The 23613-nt window shown below is 66.4% G+C and carries 20 protein-coding genes and 2 riboswitches; of the genes, 10 read left to right on the top strand and 10 right to left on the bottom strand.

Annotated elements, in window-relative coordinates; translation table 11 throughout:
- Window positions 1–13 precede the first annotated feature (13 nt).
- Window positions 14–181 (bottom strand): hypothetical protein, encoded by a 168-nt coding sequence (locus U5798_RS28525; RefSeq protein ID WP_322083895.1) that lies wholly within the window; start codon window positions 179–181, stop codon window positions 14–16.
- A 202-nt stretch (window positions 182–383) separates the two neighbouring features.
- On the opposite strand from U5798_RS28525, the gene U5798_RS28520 reads away from it, so the two are divergent.
- Window positions 384–857, top strand: coding sequence for a hypothetical protein (locus U5798_RS28520; RefSeq protein WP_322083894.1), 474 nt, complete (start codon window positions 384–386; stop codon window positions 855–857).
- A gap of 141 nt (window positions 858–998) precedes the next feature.
- Here U5798_RS28520 and pal read toward each other — a convergent pair whose 3' ends face one another.
- From pal to U5798_RS28505, 3 genes are all read right to left on the bottom strand, one after another.
- On the bottom strand, window positions 999–1490 hold the full coding sequence (gene pal, locus U5798_RS28515) for a peptidoglycan-associated lipoprotein Pal (protein ID WP_322083893.1): 492 nt from the start codon (window positions 1488–1490) through the stop codon (window positions 999–1001).
- A gap of 356 nt (window positions 1491–1846) precedes the next feature.
- Window positions 1847–3058: a porin gene (locus U5798_RS28510; protein ID WP_322083892.1), complete on the bottom strand. Its 1212-nt coding sequence runs from the start codon at window positions 3056–3058 to the stop codon at window positions 1847–1849.
- Between the two features lie 252 nt (window positions 3059–3310).
- The gene (locus tag U5798_RS28505; RefSeq protein WP_322083891.1) at window positions 3311–4333 is read right to left on the bottom strand and encodes an ABC transporter substrate-binding protein; all 1023 of its coding nucleotides are present in this window, start codon (window positions 4331–4333) and stop codon (window positions 3311–3313) included.
- A gap of 138 nt (window positions 4334–4471) precedes the next feature.
- A riboswitch (guanidine-I (ykkC/yxkD leader) is annotated at window positions 4472–4593 on the bottom strand.
- 434 nt (window positions 4594–5027) lie between these two features.
- A riboswitch (guanidine-I (ykkC/yxkD leader) is annotated at window positions 5028–5161 on the top strand.
- A gap of 57 nt (window positions 5162–5218) precedes the next feature.
- Between U5798_RS28505 and U5798_RS28500 the strand changes: the two genes are divergently transcribed.
- The 6 genes from U5798_RS28500 to U5798_RS28475 all read left to right on the top strand — a co-directional run bounded on the left by U5798_RS28500 (window position 5219) and on the right by U5798_RS28475 (window position 14158).
- Entirely contained in the window at window positions 5219–5974 is a 756-nt protein-coding gene (locus U5798_RS28500) for an urea amidolyase associated protein UAAP1 (RefSeq protein WP_322083890.1), read from the top strand.
- Window positions 5975–5985: 11 nt separating this feature from the next.
- The gene (locus tag U5798_RS28495; RefSeq protein WP_322083889.1) at window positions 5986–6642 is read left to right on the top strand and encodes an urea amidolyase associated protein UAAP2; all 657 of its coding nucleotides are present in this window, start codon (window positions 5986–5988) and stop codon (window positions 6640–6642) included.
- A gap of 82 nt (window positions 6643–6724) precedes the next feature.
- Entirely contained in the window at window positions 6725–10297 is a 3573-nt protein-coding gene (uca, locus tag U5798_RS28490) for an urea carboxylase (RefSeq protein WP_322083888.1), read from the top strand.
- Entirely contained in the window at window positions 10294–12162 is a 1869-nt protein-coding gene (gene atzF / locus U5798_RS28485; protein WP_322083887.1) for an allophanate hydrolase, read from the top strand. The genes uca and atzF overlap by 4 nt, the downstream gene beginning before the upstream one ends.
- A gap of 64 nt (window positions 12163–12226) precedes the next feature.
- Window positions 12227–13201: an ABC transporter permease gene (locus U5798_RS28480; protein ID WP_322083886.1), complete on the top strand. Its 975-nt coding sequence runs from the start codon at window positions 12227–12229 to the stop codon at window positions 13199–13201.
- A gap of 45 nt (window positions 13202–13246) precedes the next feature.
- On the top strand, window positions 13247–14158 hold the full coding sequence (locus U5798_RS28475) for an ABC transporter ATP-binding protein (RefSeq protein ID WP_124447437.1): 912 nt from the start codon (window positions 13247–13249) through the stop codon (window positions 14156–14158).
- 33 nt (window positions 14159–14191) lie between these two features.
- Here U5798_RS28475 and U5798_RS28470 read toward each other — a convergent pair whose 3' ends face one another.
- Entirely contained in the window at window positions 14192–14773 is a 582-nt protein-coding gene (locus tag U5798_RS28470) for a hypothetical protein (RefSeq protein WP_322083885.1), read from the bottom strand.
- A gap of 111 nt (window positions 14774–14884) precedes the next feature.
- Window positions 14885–16177: a divalent metal cation transporter gene (locus U5798_RS28465; protein ID WP_322083884.1), complete on the bottom strand. Its 1293-nt coding sequence runs from the start codon at window positions 16175–16177 to the stop codon at window positions 14885–14887.
- 194 nt (window positions 16178–16371) lie between these two features.
- On the opposite strand from U5798_RS28465, the gene U5798_RS28460 reads away from it, so the two are divergent.
- Entirely contained in the window at window positions 16372–16518 is a 147-nt protein-coding gene (locus tag U5798_RS28460) for a DUF3096 domain-containing protein (protein WP_124448121.1), read from the top strand.
- Window positions 16519–16551: 33 nt separating this feature from the next.
- Here the strand turns inward: U5798_RS28460 and U5798_RS28455 are convergent, their stop codons facing one another.
- Window positions 16552–18354, bottom strand: coding sequence for an alkaline phosphatase D family protein (locus U5798_RS28455; protein ID WP_322083883.1), 1803 nt, complete (start codon window positions 18352–18354; stop codon window positions 16552–16554).
- Between the two features lie 248 nt (window positions 18355–18602).
- Between U5798_RS28455 and U5798_RS28450 the strand changes: the two genes are divergently transcribed.
- Window positions 18603–21080: an AsmA family protein gene (locus tag U5798_RS28450; protein WP_322083882.1), complete on the top strand. Its 2478-nt coding sequence runs from the start codon at window positions 18603–18605 to the stop codon at window positions 21078–21080.
- A 52-nt stretch (window positions 21081–21132) separates the two neighbouring features.
- On the opposite strand, the gene U5798_RS28445 is transcribed toward U5798_RS28450, so the two are convergent.
- From U5798_RS28445 to U5798_RS28435, 3 genes are all read right to left on the bottom strand, one after another.
- Window positions 21133–21687, bottom strand: coding sequence for a phasin family protein (locus tag U5798_RS28445; RefSeq protein ID WP_322083881.1), 555 nt, complete (start codon window positions 21685–21687; stop codon window positions 21133–21135).
- Window positions 21688–21771: 84 nt separating this feature from the next.
- Window positions 21772–21969 (bottom strand): hypothetical protein, encoded by a 198-nt coding sequence (locus tag U5798_RS28440; protein WP_124447448.1) that lies wholly within the window; start codon window positions 21967–21969, stop codon window positions 21772–21774.
- Window positions 21970–22069: 100 nt separating this feature from the next.
- Window positions 22070–22459, bottom strand: coding sequence for a hypothetical protein (locus U5798_RS28435; RefSeq protein WP_322083880.1), 390 nt, complete (start codon window positions 22457–22459; stop codon window positions 22070–22072).
- A 300-nt stretch (window positions 22460–22759) separates the two neighbouring features.
- Here U5798_RS28435 and U5798_RS28430 point away from each other — a divergent pair, with 300 nt between their 5' ends.
- The gene (locus U5798_RS28430) at window positions 22760–23422 is read left to right on the top strand and encodes a chemotaxis protein CheB (protein ID WP_322083879.1); all 663 of its coding nucleotides are present in this window, start codon (window positions 22760–22762) and stop codon (window positions 23420–23422) included.
- Window positions 23423–23613: the final 191 nt, after the last annotated feature.

The following is a 23613-nucleotide window of genomic DNA, read 5'->3' as shown; positions in this document are numbered from 1 at the left end:
TTTCGGTGGCGCTTCAGTAGCCGCCGCCCCCTCCGCCACTGCCGCCGCTGCCTCCCGCGCCGCCGCCGTACCGGCTCATGCCCGGCCCTTGCGACACGCCGCTGCCGGACGACGAACATCCCGCCGTCAGCGCGAGCACCAGTGCCGCGATCAGCGCCGCGGCCAACGTTGCCGATTTCATTGCAATCTCCTCGCAACGCGCAGGTCACAGGAAAAGGCGGTTCGTATGAACCGTGCGACTGCGCGATGACGAAACGCAGCGGGCCGGACGTTTATTCCATGCTTTTTGCGTATCGCCGTGCGCGAAGGGGCCGCAATCGAGGCATGGCGCGGCGACTTGGTACACTCCGGCACGCCGCCATTCCGATTCCGACTACAGAAAAATGAGTACTACCGTCGCTCGCCCGGAGCGCCATTCTTCGCGCCTGTCCCGTCGTGCCGTGTTCGGCTGCCTGACGTTCGCCATCGGCGGCCCGCTGGTCGCGTCGCTCGTCTGGCCGGCGGTGATGCTGATCGCATGGACGTTGATCGACGGCCCGTCATGGGACGTGCTGAAAGTCAGCGCAGGCATGGTGCCGCTGATCTTCTTTGCGTCGTTTCTGTTCGGCTATTTCCTGCCCGCGATGGTGACCGGCGGCATCCTGGGCGCGATCGGCACGCGCATCCGGCGGCGCTGGTTCGTGTTGCTGGGCATGGTCGTGGGCGCCGGCACGATGATCGGCTACGTGCTGCTCGTCGCCTGGATGATCAAGGCGGACAAGGTGGGCGACATCAACGCGATCGCAACGCTCGATGCAATCGTGGCGTCCGCGGTACTGTCGCACTGGCTGCATCGGCGGCTCGAACGCCGGCGCTGAGTGCGGTGCGCCGCGCATCGGGCGCTTGACCGGCGAGCGAACACGATCCGGCAGACCGGACGGCACTGCGCGGCCGTGACGACGGTCAACGGCCTGCGTGGCTTTCCCTCATGCGGACGCCGCCGTCGCGGCGGCAGCAGATCAACGATAGACGAGATCGGCGCGACGGTTCTGCGCCCACGCATCCTCGTCATGACCGAGCGCGACCGGCTTTTCCTTGCCGAGACTGACGGCCTCGAGCTGCGTCGCCGGCACGCCGAGCGTCTGGAGCGCGCTGAATACCGCCTGCGAGCGGCGCTGGCCAAGCGCGAGGTTGTATTCGGACGTGCCGCGCTCGTCGGTGTTGCCCTGGATCAGCACATGCCGTGCCGGATGGCTGCGCAGGTAATCGGCGTGCGCCTGCAGCAGCGACTGGAACTCGGGCTTCACGCTGTACTGGTCGAAGTCGAAGTAGATGCTGCGCTTCGCGAGCGGGCTGTTCGGATTGTCGAGATCGTCGGCCGTCACCGTTGCGACGGCGTCGCTCGACGGCGTCGGCGGCGTGCCGGCGTTCTCGGGCGTTTTCGCCGCGTTGTGGCAACCGGCCAGTAGTACGAAGGTTGCCAGGACCGCAAACCGGTTCATTTTGCTCATCGTTCTTCTCCAGCGGTTGATTGCGTTGAAAGCGTGGCGCATGCCGTCGGCACGCGCGTATCCGGCCGCAATGGCGCGAAAGGTCCGGCTCCGTCGACGTGATACGTGTTCGTAAGCCGGCGGTGCGCCATATGAAAGAGTGTTGCGTCCGGAGCGCCGAAATACGGCGTCGCTGCAAACAGATTAGGAAAAATGTCACATCGCGACCAGTTTCTTCGCATTTTTTGCGCGGACGCGACAGTCGGGCAGGCATTCTTGCTCCCGACGGCGGCATGCGGTCCGGGCTGCCACGACAAAAAGGCCGCGCACGGGCGCGGCCTGATGGGGGCGAGTCGCGACGATCGCGCGGCGCGTCGTCAGAACTTGTGCCGCAGACCCAGCGCGACGACCACCTGGTTGCTGTTCGCCGAAGGCGTCAGCGTCCAGACGGTCGCATTGAACGCCGGAATGCCGTTGCCGCCGCTCACGCTCTGGTAAACGCCTTCGAGATACGCGTCGGTGCGTTTCGACAGTGCGTAGTCGGCCTGCGCGACGACCTGGTTCCATTTCGGGCGCGTCTGGCCCGTGCGTGCGTCGAAGCGGCCCATCGTGTACGTGTACGCGGCGGCGACGCTCAATGCACGTGTGACGAAGTAGCGCCCGTCGACCGTGAAGTTGTCGAAGACCAGCGATTCGCCCTTCAGCGGCGCGATGTTGCCGCCCTGGAGCACGCCCGTCACGCCGTCGGTGGTCGAGTGCGACCATGCGGCGCCGACCGAATGCGGGCCGAACGCATAACGGCCGGCCATGGCCCAGATCTGCTGGTTGCCGCCCGTGATCGTCGCCGAGCCGTCGACCGTGCTCAGCGCACCGTCCGGGTTCGGCGAGTTGCGGTCGCGGCTGATCTTCAGGTAGCCGGCGCCGAGCTTCAGCGGCCCGTTCGCATACGACACGCCCGCGCTCAACGCCGCGTTGTTCGCGAACTGGCCGGCCGTGTTCGAGAAGCCGACCATCGCGCCGAACGTCAGCCCGCGAACCGTCGGGCTCGTGTACTTCACCGCATGGTTGATGCGGATGTTGCGGTTCGAATCGTCGTTGTCGTATGGATGGACCGCGAGATTGCCGCCCCAGCCGGGGCCGGACGCCCCGAGCGGCGTCACGAAATCGAGGATCAGGTCGTACTGGCGGCCGAAGGTGAGCGTGCCGGCGGTCTTCGAGCTCACGCCGACCCACGCCTGACGGCCGAACATGTCGACGCCTTTCTGCGACAGCTTGCCGTTCGTGCCCGAGAAGCCGTTCTCGAGCGCGAAGACCGCGGCCATTCCGCCGCCGAGATCTTCGCGGCCGCGCAGCCCCCAGCGCGACGCGTTCAGCGCGCCGCTCGTCAGCGCGACGGTGCCGCTGCCTGGCGAGCCCGCGCCGTGCGTGCGCTGGTTGGTCGCATAGGTGATCGAGGTATCGATCAGGCCGTACAGCGTCACGCTGCTCTGTGCGTGCGCGATGCCCGGTGCGATGCCGGTCAGGCATGCGGCAATGACGGTCCCCGCGACGCGTGCGCCGGCATGCTGGTTCATCTGGTAGGAATGCATAGGATTTTTTATCGTTGGCCCGGCACGATGGCGGGCGGGTCGCGTCGACGGACTGGCCGACGGATCGAGCGGCCATTATTGGAGATCGTGCGGCCGTCGATTAAGGCGTTGCACTGGAAAGGTCCTGTGCGGAATCGGGCAGAATCGCGGAGAGGGGAAACCGGCCGTCGTTCGGCCGGCCGGTGCATGCGGTGGGCGATGTCGCGGCAAGCGCCTCTTGCCTGCTGTCCGCGACACCGGATGGGGCGGCGGTCAGTGCGGCGCCACCAGGCGCGGATCGATGTACGCGTCGATGTCCTGCGACTGCTTGTACACGCCGTTGCGCACGTTGAACGCATTCGCGTTGTGCGTCGAGCCGTAGATCGAATCGAGCCCGTCGCCCTTGCGGAACGCGCGCTTCGCGGCTGCCTCGTCGAGCAGGTGCGTGCCCTTCAGCAGCGGCAGGTATTGCTCGGGCGCGAGCCCGACGCGGGCCGACATGATTCTGACCGCGTCGGCCTGCGTCTTCGGATCGTTGATGTACGCGACGCAGCGATACCAGACCTTGATCACCTTGGCCCAGTCGGCCCGGCGCGCGGCGAGGCTCGCGGGCGCGACCGTGATCGCGTCGTAGATCAGCCCCGGTGCATCGGCCGACGTGAAGATCGCGCGTGCGCCCGGTGCGCGCTTCAGCGCCTCGCCCGCGTTCGGCTGCCAGGCGGCGACCGCGGCGATGTCGGCCGACGAGCCGAGCACCTGCGGCAGCTCGTTGGTCTTCGCATTGACCAGCGTCACGTCGCCGTCCTTCAGGCCGTGCTTCTGCAGCGCGGTTTCGAGCAGCAGGTGATCGACGAGGCCGAGCTCGACGCCGACCTTCTTGCCCTTCAGCGCCTCGACGCTGCGCAGCGGCGGCTTCGCGACGATCATGTCGTTGCCCGCGGAATAGTCGGTCAGCAGGATCATCACGTTCTTCGCACCGGACGCGCCCGTCACGAGCGCATCGCCGTTGGTGGCCGCGACCGCGTCGAGCTTGCCTGCGGAAAACGCGTCGAGCGACGCCGAGTAATCGAACCATTCGAAATCGACGTCGACGCCGGCCTCCTTGAACCAGCCCTTGTCGAGCGCGACCTGGAACGCGACCCAGCCGGGCCAGTCGCTATAGCCGATCTTCAGCGGCGCGGCCGCGTGCGCGACGGGTGCCGCGAGCAGCGTCGCGGCCGTGGCGGTGGCGCTGAGTGCATGACGGAGGGAACGGAAGGACAGCAGGCGGCGAAGCGCCGGGGCGGGACGGGTCATCGTGTTTCTCCAGGAGACCGGGATCGGGATCGTCGAAACGGACCATGCCTGTGCACGGTCCGGCCGCGTGGCCGGTTCCTGCGGATGCGGAACGAACGAAACGGCCACGGAGAGGCGCGACGGCCGTTGCCATCGCCAATCTCCCGGGCTTTTGTCCCGCCGTGTAGCGCGTGCGCGCCCGCTCTCGCGATCGGGCAAACACGTGCCGGGCTGCTCTCGGACCAGACGTTCGATGAACCGGAACCCTAGCACCCCTAAGATGCGACGCCGCCGCACCTCTCGGCGTCATGCCGAGCGAGAACCGTGCCAACGACGTGCGGAGAGAGCGGTTCAGCGGCGACGCGCGGCGCGCTGCAGCTCGATGAAGCGGGCGGAGAAGAGGGCGGTCAGCACGCGCCGGAGCAGGTCGAGCTTGTTCATGAACGATGGCGTATCGAGTGAGGGTGCCTCCGTCGACGCAATGCCCGTGCCACTGCGGATCGTGCCGTGCCTGCGCGTGCGGCACGCACTGCAGCGGTGCGGGATCGCGTTCGCTTGGTGCGCCGCACGCCCGCGGCGCGGGCAAGCGGCCGCCGCAATGTCGTGCACGCAGCGCGTCCGCGCACCGCCGCACCTTGTTGTGCGGCCATTCCGTCCACGCTGGCACGCAACTCGCTTAATCGTTGCCCGAGAGGTGCGAAGCAATTTGCATCATCTTCAGGATCGCTAGGGTTCCGGTCGTGCGGCGTTCGCGCCGTGCGATGCCTGGTCCGAGAGCAATCCGGTCTTGCCTTCGCCTCGATTCGAGGAAACGGCGAGGCTCCACGGAGGGATAAAAGCCCGGGAGGTCGCGATGTCGTTCGGTCGCCCTCTCACGCCTTTTATCCAACCGACCACGGAGCCGCCATGTCGCCGAGCCCCCAAGCCGTCCTCGCCCCACCGCCGCACGTCGCGTGGGAAACGCTGATTCCCGCCGGAACCCACTGGTCCGGCATCCTGCGCCGCGGCCTCGCGCTGCGCATCGTCGATGTCGAAGGCGGCGCGAACCTGTCCGCCGTGTTCCATCGCCAGGAAGATCCGCTCGAACGCTACAACATGGCCGATACGCTGAAGGCGCAGCACACCGCGCATCTCACGCGCGGCCATGCGCTGTACACGGACATGGGGCGCGTGATCGCGTCGATCACGGCCGACACGCTCGGCTGGCACGACCCGCTCGGCGGCGTCGGCGACGCGCGCCTGTTCGCGCACAAGTACGGGACGACGACGTATCAGGCCGATCGCAACGCGATGATCCGCAACGGCCGCGACAGCCTCGTGCTCGAACTCGCGAAATACGGGCTGTCGGCGCGCGACCTCGTCGCGAACGTCAATTTCTTCAGCAAGCTCGAGACGCGCGACGACGGCGCGCTCGACTTCGTCCCCGGGCATTCGACGGCCGGCAGTGCCGTCGACCTGCGCTTCGAGATGAATACGCTCGCGGCATTCTCGACCGCGCCGCATCCGCTCGATCCACGCGCGGACTATGCGCCGAAGCCGGTGAAGCTGATCGCGTACCGCGCGTATCCAGCGGACGGCGCCGCGCCCGAAGACGATCCGTGCCGGCGCGCGTGCGCCGAGAACACGCGCGGCTTCATCAACACCGACCGCCTGTTCGCGTAAGGAGCCGGGCCATGCCGATCATCGAAAGCCAACTCGACACGCGCGACGCGATCCACGACGTCACGCTGAACGCGGGCGAACCGTGGCTGCACGACCTGAAACGCGGGCAGGTCTTCCGCATCCTCGACCTGGAAGGCAACCAGGCCGTCGACACGCTGTTCTACCGGTCCGACGACCCGGAGGAGCGCTACAGCGCACAGGACACGATCCGTGCGCAGCGCAACCTGTACCTGAGCGCCGGCAGCGTGCTGCTGTCGAGCCGGGGCAACCCGATGGCGACGATCGTTGCCGACACCTGCGGCCGCCACGACACGCTCGGCGGCGCGTGCGCGGCCGAGAGCAACACGGTGCGCTATGCGCTCGACAAGCGTCACATGCACAACTGCCGCGACAGCTTCCTCAATGCGATCGCGCACTGCACGTGCGGCGCGGGCGCGCGGCTCACGAAGCGCGATCTCGTCGGCAACGTCAACTTCTTCATGAACGTGCCTGTCACGCCGCTCGGCCGGCTGACGTTCGAGGACGGCATTTCCGCGCCCGGCAAGTACGTCGAGATGCGTGCGGAGATGGACGTCACGGTGCTGATCTCGAACTGCCCGCAGCTCAACAACCCGTGCAACGGCTACAACCCGACGCCCGTGCGCCTCACGATCTGGGAGGCGGCATGAACGACCGCCACGCTCACCTGCCTTGCATGGGACCGGAGGGCGCGCTGACGCGCTGCTCCGGCGCCGCTCAGCGGGAGGCAACATGAGATTCGCCAAAGTCCTCGTCGCGAACCGCGGCGAAATCGCGTGCCGCGTGATCCGTACGCTGAAACGGCTCGGCATTGCGTCGGTCGCGATCTACTCGGATGCCGACCGCGATGCGCGCCACGTGACGCTCGCCGACGAAGCCGTGCGGGTCGGCCCCGCGCCGGCGGCGGAGAGCTACCTGAACGTCGCGGCGATCCTCGCCGCCGCGCGCGAGACCGGTGCACAGGCCGTGCATCCCGGCTACGGCTTCCTGTCCGAGCATGCGGGCTTCGCCGATGCCTGCGAAGCGGCGGGCCTGCGCTTCATCGGGCCGCGCGGCGACCAGATGCGCGCGTTCGGCCTCAAGCACACCGCGCGCGAGCTCGCGGCCTCGCAGGGCGTCGCGCTGCTGCCGGGCACGGGCCTGCTCGACGACGTGGCGACCGCGCTCGCCGAAGCCGGCGAGATCGGCTATCCGGTGATGCTGAAAAGCACGGCCGGCGGCGGCGGGATCGGCATGTCGCTGTGCCGCGACGCCGCGCAGCTCGAGGCCGCCTTCGAATCCGTCGTTCGGCTCGGCAACGCGAACTTCGCGCATGCGGGCGTGTATCTCGAGAAGTTCGTCGAACACGCGCGGCATATCGAAGTGCAGATCTTCGGCGACGGGCGCGGCGAGGCGATCGCGCTCGGCGAACGCGACTGCTCGGTGCAGCGCCGCAACCAGAAAGTGATCGAGGAAACGCCCGCGCCGGACCTGACCGATGCGGAGCGCGACGCACTGCACGCGAGCGCGGTGCGACTCGCCCGCGCGGTCAGCTACGCATCGGCCGGCACGGTCGAATTCGTGTTCGACGCGAGCACGCGGCGGTTCTATTTCCTCGAAGTGAATACGCGGCTGCAGGTCGAGCATTGCGTGACCGAGGCGGTCACGGGCATCGATCTCGTGGAATGGATGATCCTGCAGGCCGAAGGCGACCTGCCCCCGCTCGACACGCTCGCCGTGGAGCCGCGCGGCGCGAGCATCCAGGTGCGGCTCTATGCGGAGGATCCGCACAAGCAGTTCCTGCCGAGCGCGGGCCTGCTCACGCACGTCGCCTTTCCGGACGACGTGCGCGTCGACGGCTGGATCGAAGCGGGGACCGAGGTCAGCGCGCATTACGATCCGCTGCTCGCGAAGCTGATCGTGCGCGGCGATACGCGCCGCGACGCGCTGGCCGCACTGCAGGCCGCGCTGGCGCGCACCGAGCTGTACGGGATCGAAACCAACCTCGACTACCTGCGCGCGATCGCCGGCTCGGACACGTTCGCGCGCGGCGCGCCGACGACGGCGTTCCTGTCGCGCTTCGCGTTCGCGCCGCATACGATCGACGTGCTCGACGGCGGCGTGCAGACCACCGTGCAGCAGGCGCCCGGGCGCGTCGGCTACTGGAGCGTCGGCGTGCCGCCGTCCGGTCCGATGGACGACCGCGCGTTCGATCTGGCGAACGCGCTGCTCGGTAATGGAAGCGACGCGGCCGGGCTGGAATTCACGATGGTCGGCGCGACGCTGCGCTTCAACACCGCGACGCTGTTCGTGCTCGGCGGCGCGCCGCTCGCGGCCGCGCTCGATGGCGAGCCCGCGCCGTTCTGGCAGGTGCTGCGTGCGCGGCCCGGTTCGGTACTGAAGCTCGGCGGCGTGACGGGCGCGGGCGTGCGCGCCTGCCTGGCCGTGAAAGGCGGGCTGCAGGTGCCCGACTATCTCGGCAGCAAGGCGACCTTCACGCTCGGCCAGTTCGGCGGCCACGCGGGGCGCGCGCTGCGCAAGGGCGACGTGCTGCACCTGCATGCGGACGCGGGGCGCGGCGATGCCGGCGCGACGCTGGCCGACGCCGACATCCCCGCCTTGACGCACGCGTGGACGCTCGGCGTGCTGGACGGCCCGCACGGCGCGCCGGACTTCTTCACGCCGGACGACATCGCGATGCTGTACGGCACGCAGTGGACGGTCCACTACAACTCGAGCCGGACCGGCGTCCGGCTGCTCGGGCCGAAACCGCAATGGGCGCGCGCGGACGGCGGCGAGGCCGGCCTGCATCCGTCGAACATCCACGACAACGCGTATGCGATCGGCGCGGTCGATTTCACCGGCGACATGCCCGTGATCCTCGGCCCGGACGGTCCGAGCCTCGGCGGCTTCGTGTGTCCGGTGACGGTCGTGCGCGACGAGCTGTGGAAGCTCGGGCAGTTGCGCCCGGGCGATACCGTGCAGTTCGTGCGCGCCCGCGTGCCGGCCGGCCATGCCGCGGCGACGGCCGGCACGCCGGACGATTGCGTGCTGCATCGCGACCCGTCGGCCGGCGGCGGCATCGGCGTCGTCTACCGCCGCTCGGGCGACCGCAACGTGCTGGTCGAATACGGGCCGCTGATGCTCGACCTGAACCTGCGCTTTCGCGTGCACGCGCTGATGTGCTGGCTCGACGCGCACCGGCTGCCCGGCATGCTGGACCTGACGCCGGGGATCCGTTCGCTGCAGATCCAGTTCGACGCGCGGACGCTGCCGCTCGCCGCGCTGCTCGCGCATCTGCAGGCCGCCGAGCGCGAACTGCCCGACGTGGCCGACATGCGCGTGCCGAATCGCATCGTGCACCTGCCGCTGTCGTGGGACGACCCGTCGACGCGCGTCGCGATCGAGCGCTACATGCAGTCGGTGCGGCCCGACGCGCCGTGGTGCCCGAGCAATATCGAATTCATCCGGCGGATCAACGGGCTGGCCAGCATCGACGACGTGAAGCGCATCGTGTTCGATGCGCGCTATCTGGTGATGGGGCTCGGCGACGTCTACCTCGGCGCGCCGGTCGCGACGCCGATCGATCCGAGGCACCGGCTCGTGACGACGAAGTACAACCCCGCGCGCACCTGGACGCCCGAGAACGCGGTCGGCATCGGCGGCGCGTATCTGTGCGTGTACGGCATGGAAGGGCCCGGCGGCTACCAGTTCGTCGGCCGTACCGTCCAGATGTGGAACCGTCACCGCACGACGCATGAATTCGAAACCGGCAAGCCGTGGCTGCTGCGCTTCTTCGACGAGATCCGTTTCTACGAAGTCAGCGAGGCCGAGCTGATCGCACTGCGCGCGGATTTCATCGCGGGCCGCGCGGCGCTGAGGATCGAGGAATCCGTGTTCGACCTGGGCGCGTACAACCGCTTCCTGCGCGACGAGGCGGAATCGATCGCGACGTTCAAGGCCGCGCAGCAAACCGCTTTCGAAGCCGAGCGCGACCGGTGGCGGGCGGCCGGGCACGCGGAATACGTCGGCGAGGCGGAGCAGGGTGACGCGCAGGCGGCACGCGACGCGGCTGCGCTCGACGACACGCAGCGCGCGATTGCCGCGGACGTGTCGGGCAGCGTGTGGAAGGTGCTGGTGGAACCCGGCGAGCGCGTGACCGAGGGGCAGGTCGTCGCGATCGTCGAATCGATGAAGATGGAGGTGGCGGTGACGGCAACGGAAGACGGCATGATCGAGACGGTCGATTGCGCACCGGGCGTGGCGGTGGTGGCCGGCCAGCGGCTGATGGTGCTGAAGGCGGGTGCCGCCGAGGAGGTCGCATGAGCACGACGCCACGCTCGCTCCTGCCCGGGCTTCGCTCGATGGCCGCGCTGCGGGCGCGCTACGAGGCCGGCCACCTGACACCGCATGCGCTCGTCGACGCGATCGCCGCGCATTTCGACGCCGGCGATCCGCATCACGCGTGGATCCGGCCGCTGACCCGGGCCGAGATGACGGCCTACGCGGACGCGCTGGCCGGGCGCGACATCGCGTCGTTGCCGCTTTACGGCGTGCCGTTCGCGATCAAGGACAACATCGACCTCGCCGGCATCCCGACGACAGCGGCCTGTCCGGCGTATGCGTACACGCCGGCACGCAGCGCGCCCGTGGTCGAGCGGCTGATCGCGGCCGGCGCGATTCCGGTCGGCAAGACCAATCTCGACCAGTTCGCGACCGGGCTGTCGGGGCAGCGCTCGCCGTACGGCGCGTGCCGCAATGCGCTCGATCCGCGCTACGCATCGGGCGGGTCGAGTTCCGGGTCGGCGGTGGCGGTCGCGCTCGGCGTCGCGACGTTCTCGCTGGGCACCGACACGGCCGGTTCCGGGCGCGTGCCGGCCGCGTTTCACGGGCTCGTCGGGCTCAAGCCGACCCGCGGCGTACTGAGTACGCTCGGTGTGGTGCCGGCCTGCCGGTCGCTCGATTGCGTGTCGGTGTTCGCACATTCGGCGGCCGACGTACGGTCGGTGTTCGCCGCCGCGCATGGCACGACCGAAGGCGATCCGTACGGGCGCGCGTGGCAGCCGCTGCTGGCGGCCGACGGGCTGCGTGCGGACGCGGCACGGCCGCTCGCGCAGTCGGCTTTCGGCGTGCCGCGTGCCGACCAGCTCGAATTCTTCGGCGACGCATCGTACCGCGCGGCATGGGACGCGGCGCTCGAACGCCTGCGGGCGACCGGCGCGCGGATCGTCGAGATCGACTTCAGCCCGTTCCTGGCCGCAGCACGGCTGCTCTACGAGGGGCCGTGGGTGGCCGAGCGGCTCGCCGCGCTCGGCGCGTTCGCTGCGCGGGAACCCGAGGCGCTGCATCCGGTGATTCGCACGATCGTCGGCGGCGCGTCGCGCTTCAGCGCGGCCGACGCGTTCGCCGCGTTCGACCGGCTCGCGACGCTGCGCGTCGAGGCTGCCCGCGCATGGAACGGACTCGACGCGATCGTGATGCCGACCTCGGCCACGACCGCGACCGTCGATGCGCTCGAAGCCGATCCGATCGCCATCAATTCGCGCTTCGGCTACTACACGAACTTCGTCAACCTGCTCGACCTGTCGGCGATCGCGGTGCCTGCCGGTTTCTGCGCGACCGGGCCGCACGCGGGGTTGCCGTTCGGGATCACGTTCGTCGGCCGCGCGCACGACGATGCGCGGTTGCTCGATCTCGCCCAGGCGTGGGGCGACGGCGATCCGGCTGCCGGCGACGCACGGGCCCCGGCGATCGTTGCGCCTGCCGCACCCGCCGGCGTGGTGCGCGTGGCCGTCGTCGGTGCGCATCTGCGCGGCGAGCCGTTGAACGGGCAGCTCACGCAGCGCGGCGCGCGCTTCGTTGCCGCGACGACGACGGCGGCTGCCTATCGGCTGTACGCACTGTCCGACGCGGCATCCGGCGGCGGGGTCGCCAAGCCGGGGCTCGTGCGCGTGCCGGACGGCGGCGCGCCGATTGCCGTCGAGATCTGGGAGATGCCGGTCGCGGCGTACGGCAGCTTCGTCGCGGGCATCGCGGCGCCGCTCGGCATCGGCACGCTGACGCTCGCGGACGGCGCGCGCGTGCAGGGCTTCCTGTGCGAAAGCGCGGCGCTCGACGATGCGACGGACATCACGCGGTTCGGCGGCTGGCGGGCTTACCGCGCACACGCCGCGAGCAGCGCGCTGCAATGAACGCCCGGTCGCGCGATGCCGTGGGCGTCGCGCGGCCGGCACCCGAAACGATACGGAGATTCCCATGTCAATGACCCGCAACACGACCGGATGGCTGGCCGTGCGCCGAGAGCTGACGACGCGCGGCAAATGGACGCTCGGCCTCGCGTCCTTCCTGCTGCCGTTCGCCGTCTGGTGCCTGATCAGTTATGTGCCGTTCGTCTGGCATCCGCAGATGCGCATCACGGATCCCGGCAGCGTCGACTATTTCCAGACCGGCATGCAGATCGACCGCGACGTGTTCGACGACGAGCTCGCGCATGCGCGGGCAACGCACGCGGCCGTGCCGGAAGGCGTGCGCGCGAATCCGGTCTACCTGCCCGCGCCGCACGAGGTGCTGCGCGCGTTCTACACGGCATTCACGACGCCGCCTGCCTCGCGAGACGGCGTATGGCTGCACGAGAGCCTGTGGCACAGCATCCGGATCATCTTCTGGGGCTTCGTGATCTCGTCCGCGATCGGCGTGCCGCTCGGCATCGTCTGCGGCACCTTCAGCGCGCTCGCGCGGCTGCAGGAGCCGTTCCTGGAATTCTTCCGCTACCTGCCCGCACCGGCGTTCGGCGCGCTGATGGTCGCGATCCTCGGGATCTACGACGCGCCGAAGATCGCGATCATCGTGATCGGGACGCTGTTCCAGCAGGTGCTGATCGTCGCGAACACGACGCGCAAGCTCGAATACGGGCTGTTCGAGGCCGCGATGACGCTCGGCACGAAGAAGCTCAAGCTGCTCACGCACGTCGTGATTCCCGGCGTGCTGCCGGACCTGTATCGCGACCAGCGGATCCTGCTCGGCTGGGCGTGGACCTACCTGATCGTTGCCGAACTCGTCGGCACGAGCTCGGGCATCACGTGGTACATCAGCCAGCAGGCGCGCTACCAGCATTTCGACAACGTGTATGCGGCGATCCTGATGATCGGGATCATCGGCCTCGGCACCGACATCGTGCTCGGGTTGCTCGGCCGCAAGCTGTTTCCGTGGGATCGCACGCTGAAAGCGTGACGCCCGTTGATTCGCATCCATCGACCGATTTCCGCAGAGGGCATCATGCAGAATCCGCAAGCCGTTCCCGATTACCTGATCCAGTCCGACGCGGTGCGCGAGCGCTTCGCGCGGCTGAAAACCCGCGACGTGATACTCGACGTGCGCCATGTCGGCAAGCGTTTCACGACGCCGCAAGGCGAGTGCGTCGCGCTCGACGACATCAGCTTCCGTACGCACCGGCGCGAATTCGTGTGCGTGATCGGCCCGTCCGGATGCGGCAAGTCGACGTTGATCCGCATCCTGGCGGGGCTCGACGCGCAGACGAGCGGCGAGGTGCTGCTGGACGGCCAGCCCGTGCAGGGGCCGGGCGCCGATCGCGGGATGGTGTTCCAGGGCTACACGCTGTTTCCGTGGCTCACCGTGAAGAAGAACGTGATGTTCGGACTCCGGATGAATGGAAGCAGCAGCGGCGAAGCCGAGCGTGAAGCGCTGCAATGGCTCGATCTCGTGGGGCTGACGCGTTTCGCCGACGTGTATCCGCACCAGTTGTCGGGCGGGATGAAGCAGCGCGTGGCGATCGCCCGCGCGCTCGCGAACCGCCCGCGCATCCTGCTGATGGACGAGCCGTTCGGCGCGCTCGATGCGCAGACGCGTGCACGGATGCAGACTCACTTGCTCGACATCTGGCGCAACATCGACGTGACGATCCTGTTCATCACGCACGATCTCGACGAGGCGATTTTCCTGGCGGACCGGATTCTCGTGCTGAAGGCGAATCCGGGGGGCGTGCAGGAACTGATCGAGGTGCCGGTGCCGAGGCCGCGCGACTATTCGCAGGTCAATTCGCCGGCGTTCATCGCGACGAAGGCGCGGCTCGAAGCGCTGATTCATCCGAAGGAGGCCGTGTCTGCCGACGACGACGGCGTACGGCCGCACATGATCCGGATGACGGATGTGTCGGACAACGTCGAGTAGGCCGCGACGGGCACGGCCGGCGCGCGCTGCGAACTAGCCGCGGGCGATCGCCAGTGCCGCCGCGACATCGCCCCGGCGATACGCGGCACGGACGGCCGCGGCCGTGGCCGCCACGGCGTCGGGTGGCGGCAGCCTGCGCAGGCGCACGGCCACGCGCGGCAGCGACGCGAGCTGTTGTCGAAGGTCGACGATCAGCCGGGCACAGGGGTACCGCGACGACGACGCCTCCCGGTGCACGGCGGCTTCGGCCAGGCCGGCCGTCCACTCGACACCGCGATGGTGCCTGGCCTTGTCGAGATGCGGCAGATAGCGCGCGTTGCCCGACAACGCGATCAGCAGGGCGGCCCAGTGCGCGCCGCGCCATCCGAGCGGCGGCAGGTCGCATGTCAGGTCGGCCAGCAGCGTGTCGTCGAGCACGGACAGGCTCTGCTGGCACAGGTAGTGGAAGTCGAGCGGCTGGCAGCGGACCAGCGGGTAGTCGCGCAGCACGTGCCCGAATGCGATGCCGGCCTCGACAGCGCCAGCCAGGAACGATTCGGCCGGCGCCGGGCGGTTCAGGTGCAGCGTCGACACGGACCGGAACAGCCGGACGATGTCGTCGGGGTGGTAGTGCATGGCGAATGTCTTCGTGGTGGCCCGAAGCAACGTTAGCAGATTGCGTGCGAGGGTCACGCCGGTGACGGTGGCTGCGTTGCGGCTGCGCGTCGGTCGGACGCACAGCCGGTGTCACGAGGGCACCAGCATACCAACGGCTGCGAGCGCCATGACGAATGTGGCAGACCACCCACCCCAGGCAAGCGGTCCCTTGATCGCGAATTCGCCCATGACTCGTTTGCTCTGCGCCATCAGCATCATGACGACCATGATGGGCGACGCAGTGACGCCGTTGATGACGGCACTCCAATAGAGTGCCCGGATCGGATCGAAATGCATGAAAGTCATCGCCAGGCCTCCGGCGACCGCCAACGCAATCACGGCATAGAACGGCACCGCGACCGGTGCCCGCAGTGCGAGGCTGTTGTGCCAGCGGAACGTGCCCGCCATCGCGTATGCCGTTGAACCGGCCAGCACCGGTAGCGCCAGCAGGCCTGTACCGATGATGCCGAGCGCAAACAGCACGTACGCAAACTGGCCGGCAATCGGTGCGAGCGCCCGCGCGGCGTCCGCCGACGTGTTCACGACGATATGGTGCGCATGCAGTGTGGCCGCCGCCGTCAACACGATGAAGAAAGCGATGATGTTCGAGACGCCCATTCCGAACCAGGTGTCGAAGTTGATACGGCGCAGTTGTGCGGGCGCCTGATGGGGGACTCGGCGTAGCGGCTGGTCGCGCGGCACGGCCAACAGCTCCTCGACCTCCTGGGAGGCCTGCCAGAAGAACAGATACGGGCTGATGGTCGTGCCGAGGACTGCGACCACGGTGGTCAGGTAGCCCGAGCTTATCTGGATGTGCGGCAGTATGATCGCCCGGCCCACCTCGGTCCATGGAATCGGGACGACCAGTGCGACAGCGACATAGGCGAACAGCACCAGCGCGGTCCATTTGAGCAATCGCGCGTATCGCTCGTACGGAATCAGAATCTGCAGCACGACCGACACGAGGCCCAGCGAGACGACATAAAGGTGTTGAGGCCCGGCAAGAAGCAAATTGGCTGCCGCACCCATTGCCGACAGATCGGCCGCGATATTGATCACGTTGGCGATCGTCAGCAGTGCGACTGCGCCATCGAGGAGCCACATCGGATAGTGGGTTCGGATGTTCGACGCGAGACCTTTGCCGGTCACCCGCCCGATACGCGCGCTCACCAACTGGATAGCCGCCATGAGCGGATAGGTGAGCAGCAGGGTCCAGAGCAGTTCGAAGCCGAACTGAGCACCGGCCTGCGAATAGGTCCCGATGCCGGACGGATCATCATCCGCTGCTCCGGTCGTCAAGCCCGGACCGAGGCGGCGAAGCCAGCTCGGATCGTTTTCATCCGCGGTCGCGGATTCGTGCTCGCCCAGACGTTGATCGTTCATCGCAGTTGCCCCCTATTTGACGGGGCCCCGCAATTGTCATTCCCGTCGAAGCGAAGACTTGTATCAGTCGAAAAACGACAGTGGTCGCATCGCTGTCAGCCGCCAATTTTGAAGAAGCGATGCACCATGCGTTGCGCCGGGCACGCAAATCGCTCCGAAGCGCAAACAAAAGCTGCTTGTCAGGAGGCAACGCCATGCACGTATTCACCAACCTGAGCCCATTGGTCTCGCTGATCGCCGGAATTCTTATTCTGGTGGTACCGCGCCTGCTGAACTACATCGTCGCAATCTACCTGATCGTCATTGGATTGCTCGGGCTTTTTGGCGGACATTACCACTGACGAGCCGCCTGGGGCGGCCCTGTGCTATGCCATCTAGATGTGCTCGACGCGTACTTCGGCCGAGTCTTTGGGAACGGTCAATCGCGTGCGACCAAGCAGTGCATCCGCGGGCGCCGTGCCGTCCGGGTTTAACGGCTTCACCTTGTTGAACGTGACGGAGAAATGCTCCGGCGTGACGGTGGCCGATGCATAACCCTGCGCATCGTGGTCGGCATGGCACAGATCGGGGTTGTTCGCCATCAGGAAGCTGTCGAGTCTGCCTGGGGTGGCCACCATCGTCGCCAGCGGTGTGCCGGTCCATACTGCTTTCAGGTTGGAATAGAAGGACGAACTGCTGATGCCGGCGCAAACGAAATCGACGATGACCGGCACCCCCGTCGCGGGATCGGGGTCGTCCCGCACGACGCCGCATTGAAATGCATGCAGATCGCCGGTGATCGCGACCACGTTACGGATCTGGTGTTCCCTCAAGTAAGCGAGCAGTTCGTGCTTGTGTGCGGGATAACCGTCCCAGGCGTCGCAATCGGCCACGAGGCGCGCTGCTGGTGTCTTGGGCGCGCCCGGCATCTGGAACCACAGACGGTTCAGCATCACTTCGTTGCCCCATACCTTCCAGGTTGCGGGCGAGTCCTTCATCATGGCTTTCCACCATAGTGTCTGTTCCGGGCCCAGCATCGACGGCGGGCGACCAAGCCGCCTGGTATCGCTAGCCTCGTATCGTTGCAGCACATCCTGCTGCACGAAATAGCGCGAGCCGGCTGCGTCGTCTCCATGCACCGGGTCGTGCCCATGCAGGCGCGCGATAGCTGCCTCGCTGACGACATGATCGTCGCGATACAGCCGCTCGTCCGTCATCACGAGGTGCATCAGCATGCCGAAGCGAAAATCGCGGTAGATGCGAATGTTCGTGTACGACGGATTGTCCGGATCGAATCGCACATCGCCCCAATCCACCGGCATGTACTCTGCCCACGCGCGACTGGCGCTGCGGCGGCGCCGGGTTTCCTGCCGCTCCTCGTTGGTATAGACCTGATGATCCTGCCAGCAGTCGTCAGAAAATTCGTGGTCGTCCCAGATCGCTATCATCGGAAGGCGCTGGTGCAGCATCTGCAGGCGCGGATCGGTGCGATAGGTGCGATAGAGCGTCCGGTAGTCTTCGAGCGTATCGGCATACGCGCGGCCGTCCGCGAGCAGCTTTCCGTCGGGCAAGCGCAGCGGAGGGTGCGTCGGCTCGGCACGGCCGGGAGGAGATGTCCCGACCGTTTCATAGATGTAGTCGCCCACATGCACGAAGAAATCGAGATCGCGCTCGGCGGCCAGCAGCGTCATCGCTTGCCAATGGTTGACGCTCCAGTCCTGGCACGTGAGCCACGCGAAGCGAACCTGTTCGTTTGCCTCGGTGACTTCCGGCGCCGTACGCGCGATACCCGTCATGCTGACGTCGTTGCCGGCGACGAACCGGTAGTGGTAGGTAGTCTTCGGCGAGAGCGCCGTCACCTTTGCGCGCACGGTGAAGTCGTAGGTGGCCAGCGCCGTCAGCGGTACGCTTGCGACGAGCGTCGAGAAATCCGGCAGGGTCGACACTTCCAGTCGCAGCGGCACCGCCCGCGCGACACCTTTTGCGCGTGGCGTGCCGCTCCCGGGTACCGGCACGCATCGCGTCCAGAATACGATCGAGCGATCGTGCGGATCGCCGCTGGCGACACCTTGCGGGAATCGATCAAGGTTCTTGCGCGCGGCACCGACAGGTATGACCGCCGGTGAGACGCTGTGCGGAGCGGTGGCAGCCGCAATGGTAAAAAAGACCGACGACTCGAGGAAACGGCGACGATCCATTGATCCTCCCGATCGACATGTCATGGCCGCAGCAGGCGTCCGTTTCTCTCGCTCGACATGCTTGGCACTGCCGCACACCACGAGCAGGCGGAGAAGTCGATTCGTCACATTACTGCGACGATCGACGTGCGAACAGTCGTGAGAACCCCATTTCGACGTGCACGTCGATATCGTCAGACATCTCCATCCGAAGCGCATTCAGGAACACGAATTGCGCGAGACCGTACAGCAAATTCGGGGAGTGAGACATGCACATCGGCCACACCGTCGGCAAGGCGGCCGCGTGGCTTGCCGCGATCGTCGCGCTGGCGCTTGCAGCGCTGGTTGTCGTCATTGTGACGTTCGACTGGAATCGGGCCCGCCCTTGGATCGATGACAAGGTGTCGGACGCGATCGGGCGGCAATTCGCGATCAACGGCGATCTGAGTGTCGGGTGGCATAAGCCCGTGGCCGAGCGAGGCTGGCGCGCATGGGTGCCATGGCCACGATTCACCGCTCGCAACGTCACGATTTCCAACCCGGACTGGGCGCGGTCAAGGTATTTCGTCGCGCTGGACGCGATCAGCTTCGAGGTCGAGGCGCTGCCGCTGATGGCACGCCGCATCGTGATTCCGGCGATCGATCTGGTCAATCCTTCCGTCGACCTCGAACGTCTCGGCGACGGGCGAGCCAACTGGACGTTCAAGTTCAAGAAGCTCGCGCAGCCGGGCCGATGGACGCTCGATCTGCATCAGGTCGCGTTCGCCCAAGGCAGTCTCGGCTACTACGACCAGCAAAAGCAATTCGATCTGAGCGCGACGATCGACACGCTTGGCCAGCCGATCCCGTTCGGTGTCGCGATGAAACAGCAAGAGGCGTTGGCGCGCCACGAATCGGCAAAGGCCGTCGGGCCGGCGGGTCAAAAGAAACTCGCGGCCCAGGCGCACGCCGGCCAGGTGCAACCGGTGGTTCCGGCGTCGGGTGCCGATGCGGCGTCTCGCGCATCGGCAGCGGCTTCGCAAGCGCTGGCCGCGGCGTCGCGTTCCGCAGGGATGAAATCCGGCACCACAATGGCCCCGGCAGCATCGGGCGCACCGGTTGCATCGAACGCTTCCGCTGCTGCCGCACCGGGCGCAACGTCCGCTGCGACGACGAGTGCATCGGCGGGCCCGGCGCCGGCGGCATCTGCTGGCGCCGGCACTTACATGATCGGCTGGACCGTCAAGGGAACCTACAAGAAGAGCAATGTCGCCGGCACCGGCAAGATCGGCAATTTGCTGGAGGTGCAGGGTACGTCGCGGCCATTTCCGGTGCAGGCCGACATGCGCTTTGGCGATACGCATCTGGCGTTCGTCGGCACGCTGACCGATCCGGCTCACCTGGCCGCGGTCGATCTCCGGCTTTGGCTCGCAGGCACCACGATGGCCCATCTGTATGAAGTCACGGGCATCACGTTACCCGAAACCTCGCCTTATGCGACCGACGGCCGATTGATCGGCCAATTCCGGGCGTCTGGCGACGTCTTCAAGTACGAGGACTTCACGGGACGCGTCGGCGGCAGCGATCTCAACGGCACGCTGGTGTACGTTTCGCGCGAACCGAGGCCGCTCTTGTCCGGCACGCTGGAGTCCAGGCTGTTGCAGTTCTCCGACCTCGCACCGCTTGTCGGCGCCGACACGAATGCCAGGAAGGCGCGGCGCGGTGCCGCAGTCGCGCAGCCCGCGAACAAGTCGTTGCCTGTCGAGACATTCCGAACCGACCGCTGGAAGAAGATCGACGCCGACGTTCGATTTACCGGGCGACGCATCGTCAAGACCTCCAGCTTGCCGATCACCGACCTGTCGACCCACATCGTCATGCGTGACGGGGTTCTGATGCTCAACCCGCTGAACTTTGGCGTCGCGGGCGGGACGCTGGCTTCCAACATTCATCTGGATGGCAGCGGCGTGCCGCTCAAGGGGCGATTCTCGCTGCAGGCGAGACACCTGAAACTCAAGCAGCTGTTCCCGACATTCTCGGTGATGCAAACGGCGCTCGGCGAGGTCAACGGCGATGCCGAGTTGTCAGCCACCGGCAATTCGCCGGCGGCACTCGCGGCGACTTCCAACGGGGAAGTGAAGACATTGATCACCGACGGCACGGTGAGCCTCCTGCTGATGGAAGCTGCAGGCCTGAACGTCGCCAACGTGGTTTACGAGAAATTGTTCGGCACTCGCGACGTAAAGATCAACTGCGGCGTGGCCGACCTGGTGGCCACCAACGGCGTGCTCGACTCGCGCGTGTTCGCACTCGACACCGACGATGCGGTGATCGGAATGGAGGGCAACGTGAACCTGCGGGACGAGACCATGAATCTGACGCTGCATCCCCACACCAAGGGGTTCAGGGTGATATCGCTGCGCTCGCCGCTGTATGTCACCGGATCCTTCAAGCAGCCGCACGTCGGCGTGAAGGCAGGAGCACTGATCGCGCGTGGCGGTGCGGCGATCGGGCTGGGCTTGTTGAATCCGCTCGCAAGTCTGCTCGCGTTGGTGCAACCGGGCCGCAGCAGCCCGTTGCCGTGCCGGCAGATGCTGGCCGACATGGAGCGGCGCCCGACGGCGCCGCCGCCGGGAATCCGAAAGGAGAAGAAGCCTCCACCGGCGTACATGAACGCGCTGTCGGCTGCGTCGGCAGCCTCCGCGCCGACTGGTGCCGAACCCGGGCATGCGGAGCGCGCGAGCGGGGCTTCCTCTCATAACCGGTAACACGGCTGGCAAGATCGCCTGCGACAACCTGTCGAGGCGCTTGCATCGACTGCTATCGCTTTGCCGCGTGCTGTTCCTCGTCAACCGCACGTTTGGCGTGCTTCGACGCTGCCACGACGGCGACGTCGAAATTGCCGCGCGCGGCTTCGGCAGCTTGCTGGCCCGTGCTGCCGAGGGTCCGGTACAGCGAATTCGCAGCGACGATCGCGGAGTTCCAGGCCGCTACGGTTGCCTCGGAGCCGGACGGCGCGAATTTTGCCGCATCATCGACGAACGCTTGTATCCGATGCACGTATTGATCGCTGCCGGCTTGGGCGACTTTGATCACGTCGGCATGGCACGACGACACGATACCGAGCCACTCGCTGTTGTAGGACTGAAGCTTCTCGGCCAGCGGCTCGGTGAGCGCGCGCTGGATGGGCGTCCAGTCCTGCGGTGTTTCAATCGCGCTTTCGGCGACCGCCCACGCGTCCTTCAGCGACGATCGTGCAAATCGCGCATTGAGTTCGGCCAGTTTCCCGACTTCATCGAGTAACGCGCCAGCCAGACCGAATACGAAGTCGAGATTGGCGTGTTGCGCGCTCGAAACCAGCTCCCGGGTTTTCATGATCGACGATCTCCTGAATGGAATTGGGTGCCGCTGTTTGATCGCTTCGTCGGCCCATGCGTCGCTGCACTGGCCGGGTGCCGATCAATACGTTTGCGTAACGATGCGAAGCAGTGTTTCGCCGTTATGCGTCATGCGCAGGCGATGCGCGCCGGAAGCAAGTGTCTCGAGTTCCACGAGTTGTTGCTCGCGCAGCGTGTCGAATTCTTCGCTGCTCGTGTCGATCTGGTCGGGTGAAGCCTTGACCAGCATGAGCGCGGCGATTTCATGAGGGCTCAGCATGCTTGTCTCCTGGATGGCTGGATACGCAATCTTTACCGCTTCGCCCCGAATGGGCCGGGACGGTATGACCTGGCAGAAGCGGCTTGCGCGTCACATGCAATCAGTCTCGTTTGGAATGTGCGACGTGGCGGGTGATATCCCTGACCAGTGTCAGCCTCGGATGTGAACGAACGATGGCGATCGAATTCGCTGCCTCGCGCATACGATCCTCGTTGGGCTCCCGTGTGACCGAAGAATTCGTCACCACGGCCATATGAAACAGCGTGACAGTCAATTGCAAGGATGAATCATCGAGCATCGTCTTGATGTCGTCGGCAAGCAGCAAATCCGATCCGACGATATCGACCGTCATCGATTCGATGCCCGACCGCTGGTCGACATGCATGCCCCAGCGGCATACGCGTATGCCGCTTCGCCACAGGCATCGCCACACCGTGATGACTTGCAGCTTGCCTGCAGCAGCGCGAAATGAAAGTCTCTGGACGACCATTCCTTCACCTGTGAAGTAACGAAACCGGCACGGAAACGACCGTTCCAAGCTTATGTCAGCCGCGATGGGAAAGTACATCGCAAACAAATGTCCGTATATGGTGCTTTACGGACATCGTATCGGATGATGAACGAGAGCAGAATGCGACCCGAAATCGGACGCGCCGGAGGTGCGGAACAGGAATTGCGACAGCTATTCTTCTGAGTTGTATGGACGCGTGGTGAATACGTTTTCAATGAAGTGACGAATGCACCGGCGATCCAGGTCTACACTTGAAGCAGCGGGAATAGGGGAGGCAAATTGGCTCATCGGGACTTCATCGCAATCGGTACGTCGTCGGGTGGTGTCGATACGCTCTGCGCGCTGGTTTCTCGACTTCCGCGCAACTTGCCGGCCGCGGTCGCGATCGTTCTGCATATCGGAGCGCACGACAGTTTCCTGCCATCCCTCCTGAGTTCGGCCGGCCCGCTTCATGCAGTGCACGCAAAAGATGGCGATACCTACCTGCCGGGCAGAATTTACGTGGCTCCGCCGGATCGGCATCTGATCGTCGAAGGCGAGGTGCTGCGCCTCACGGGCGGCGCCAAGGAGAATTTTGCAAGACCGGCGATCGATCCGCTGTTTCGCAGCGTCGCGGCCGAAATGGGGCGGCGCGCCATCGGGGTGATCCTGACCGGCCTGCTGGACGACGGTGCCGCTGGCCTCGATGCGATCCGGTTGTGCGGGGGCGCCACGATCGTCCAGGATCCCGCGGAAGCGTTTGCGTCCGACATGCCGCTGCATGCCGAGCCTTATGCGGATTTCGTCTTGCCGCTCGACGGGCTGGCACGGCGGCTGATCGAACTGACGGCGAGCCCGCTGAGCGGATCGGCTGACAACGAGATCGCCAGACAACGCGCCGTCGAGCACATCGCCAAAAAGCAGCGCTCATGGATCGCCGACCGCCGGCGCTCGACCCACTGAACCGCCTTGCGGAGTCCACTACGCCGGCCTGAACGGGAGGCGGCGATACGCTTTCGCGACTGACGAATTCAGGCCGGTTCCGCTAATGGCGACAGACAGGGCACGCCACACTCGCCGTTTCCCTGTCCCGATGCAAGCGCGAAGATGTCGAGCGTGCGCCAAGCGAAAGGGAGATGAATCGTCGCATGCTC

It is taken from the genome of Burkholderia sp. BCC1972, assembly GCF_905339605.1.
Lineage (GTDB): Bacteria > Pseudomonadota > Gammaproteobacteria > Burkholderiales > Burkholderiaceae > Burkholderia.
This window is presented reverse-complemented; position numbering and strand designations above follow the sequence as displayed.

Excerpts from the sequence above, each read along its gene's own strand:
- U5798_RS28520 (WP_322083894.1), top strand. The coding sequence starts at position 384 with ATGAGTACTACCGTCGCTCGCCCGGAGCGCCATTCTTCGCGCCTGTCC.
- U5798_RS28475 (WP_124447437.1), top strand. The coding sequence starts at position 13,247 with ATGCAGAATCCGCAAGCCGTTCCCGATTACCTGATCCAGTCCGACGCG.
- U5798_RS28480 (WP_322083886.1), top strand. The coding sequence starts at position 12,227 with ATGTCAATGACCCGCAACACGACCGGATGGCTGGCCGTGCGCCGAGAG.
- U5798_RS28510 (WP_322083892.1), bottom strand. The coding sequence starts at position 3,058 with ATGCATTCCTACCAGATGAACCAGCATGCCGGCGCACGCGTCGCGGGG.
- U5798_RS28445 (WP_322083881.1), bottom strand. The coding sequence starts at position 21,687 with ATGAAAACCCGGGAGCTGGTTTCGAGCGCGCAACACGCCAATCTCGAC.
- U5798_RS28495 (WP_322083889.1), top strand. The coding sequence starts at position 5,986 with ATGCCGATCATCGAAAGCCAACTCGACACGCGCGACGCGATCCACGAC.
- atzF (WP_322083887.1), top strand. The coding sequence starts at position 10,294 with ATGAGCACGACGCCACGCTCGCTCCTGCCCGGGCTTCGCTCGATGGCC.
- U5798_RS28435 (WP_322083880.1), bottom strand. The coding sequence starts at position 22,459 with ATGGTCGTCCAGAGACTTTCATTTCGCGCTGCTGCAGGCAAGCTGCAA.
- U5798_RS28505 (WP_322083891.1), bottom strand. The coding sequence starts at position 4,333 with ATGACCCGTCCCGCCCCGGCGCTTCGCCGCCTGCTGTCCTTCCGTTCC.
- U5798_RS28470 (WP_322083885.1), bottom strand. The coding sequence starts at position 14,773 with ATGCACTACCACCCCGACGACATCGTCCGGCTGTTCCGGTCCGTGTCG.
- U5798_RS28450 (WP_322083882.1), top strand. The coding sequence starts at position 18,603 with ATGCACATCGGCCACACCGTCGGCAAGGCGGCCGCGTGGCTTGCCGCG.
- U5798_RS28460 (WP_124448121.1), top strand. The coding sequence starts at position 16,372 with ATGCACGTATTCACCAACCTGAGCCCATTGGTCTCGCTGATCGCCGGA.
- U5798_RS28465 (WP_322083884.1), bottom strand. The coding sequence starts at position 16,177 with ATGAACGATCAACGTCTGGGCGAGCACGAATCCGCGACCGCGGATGAA.
- U5798_RS28500 (WP_322083890.1), top strand. The coding sequence starts at position 5,219 with ATGTCGCCGAGCCCCCAAGCCGTCCTCGCCCCACCGCCGCACGTCGCG.
- uca (WP_322083888.1), top strand. The coding sequence starts at position 6,725 with ATGAGATTCGCCAAAGTCCTCGTCGCGAACCGCGGCGAAATCGCGTGC.
- U5798_RS28455 (WP_322083883.1), bottom strand. The coding sequence starts at position 18,354 with ATGGATCGTCGCCGTTTCCTCGAGTCGTCGGTCTTTTTTACCATTGCG.
- U5798_RS28440 (WP_124447448.1), bottom strand. The coding sequence starts at position 21,969 with ATGCTGAGCCCTCATGAAATCGCCGCGCTCATGCTGGTCAAGGCTTCA.
- U5798_RS28525 (WP_322083895.1), bottom strand. The coding sequence starts at position 181 with ATGAAATCGGCAACGTTGGCCGCGGCGCTGATCGCGGCACTGGTGCTC.
- pal (WP_322083893.1), bottom strand. The coding sequence starts at position 1,490 with ATGAGCAAAATGAACCGGTTTGCGGTCCTGGCAACCTTCGTACTACTG.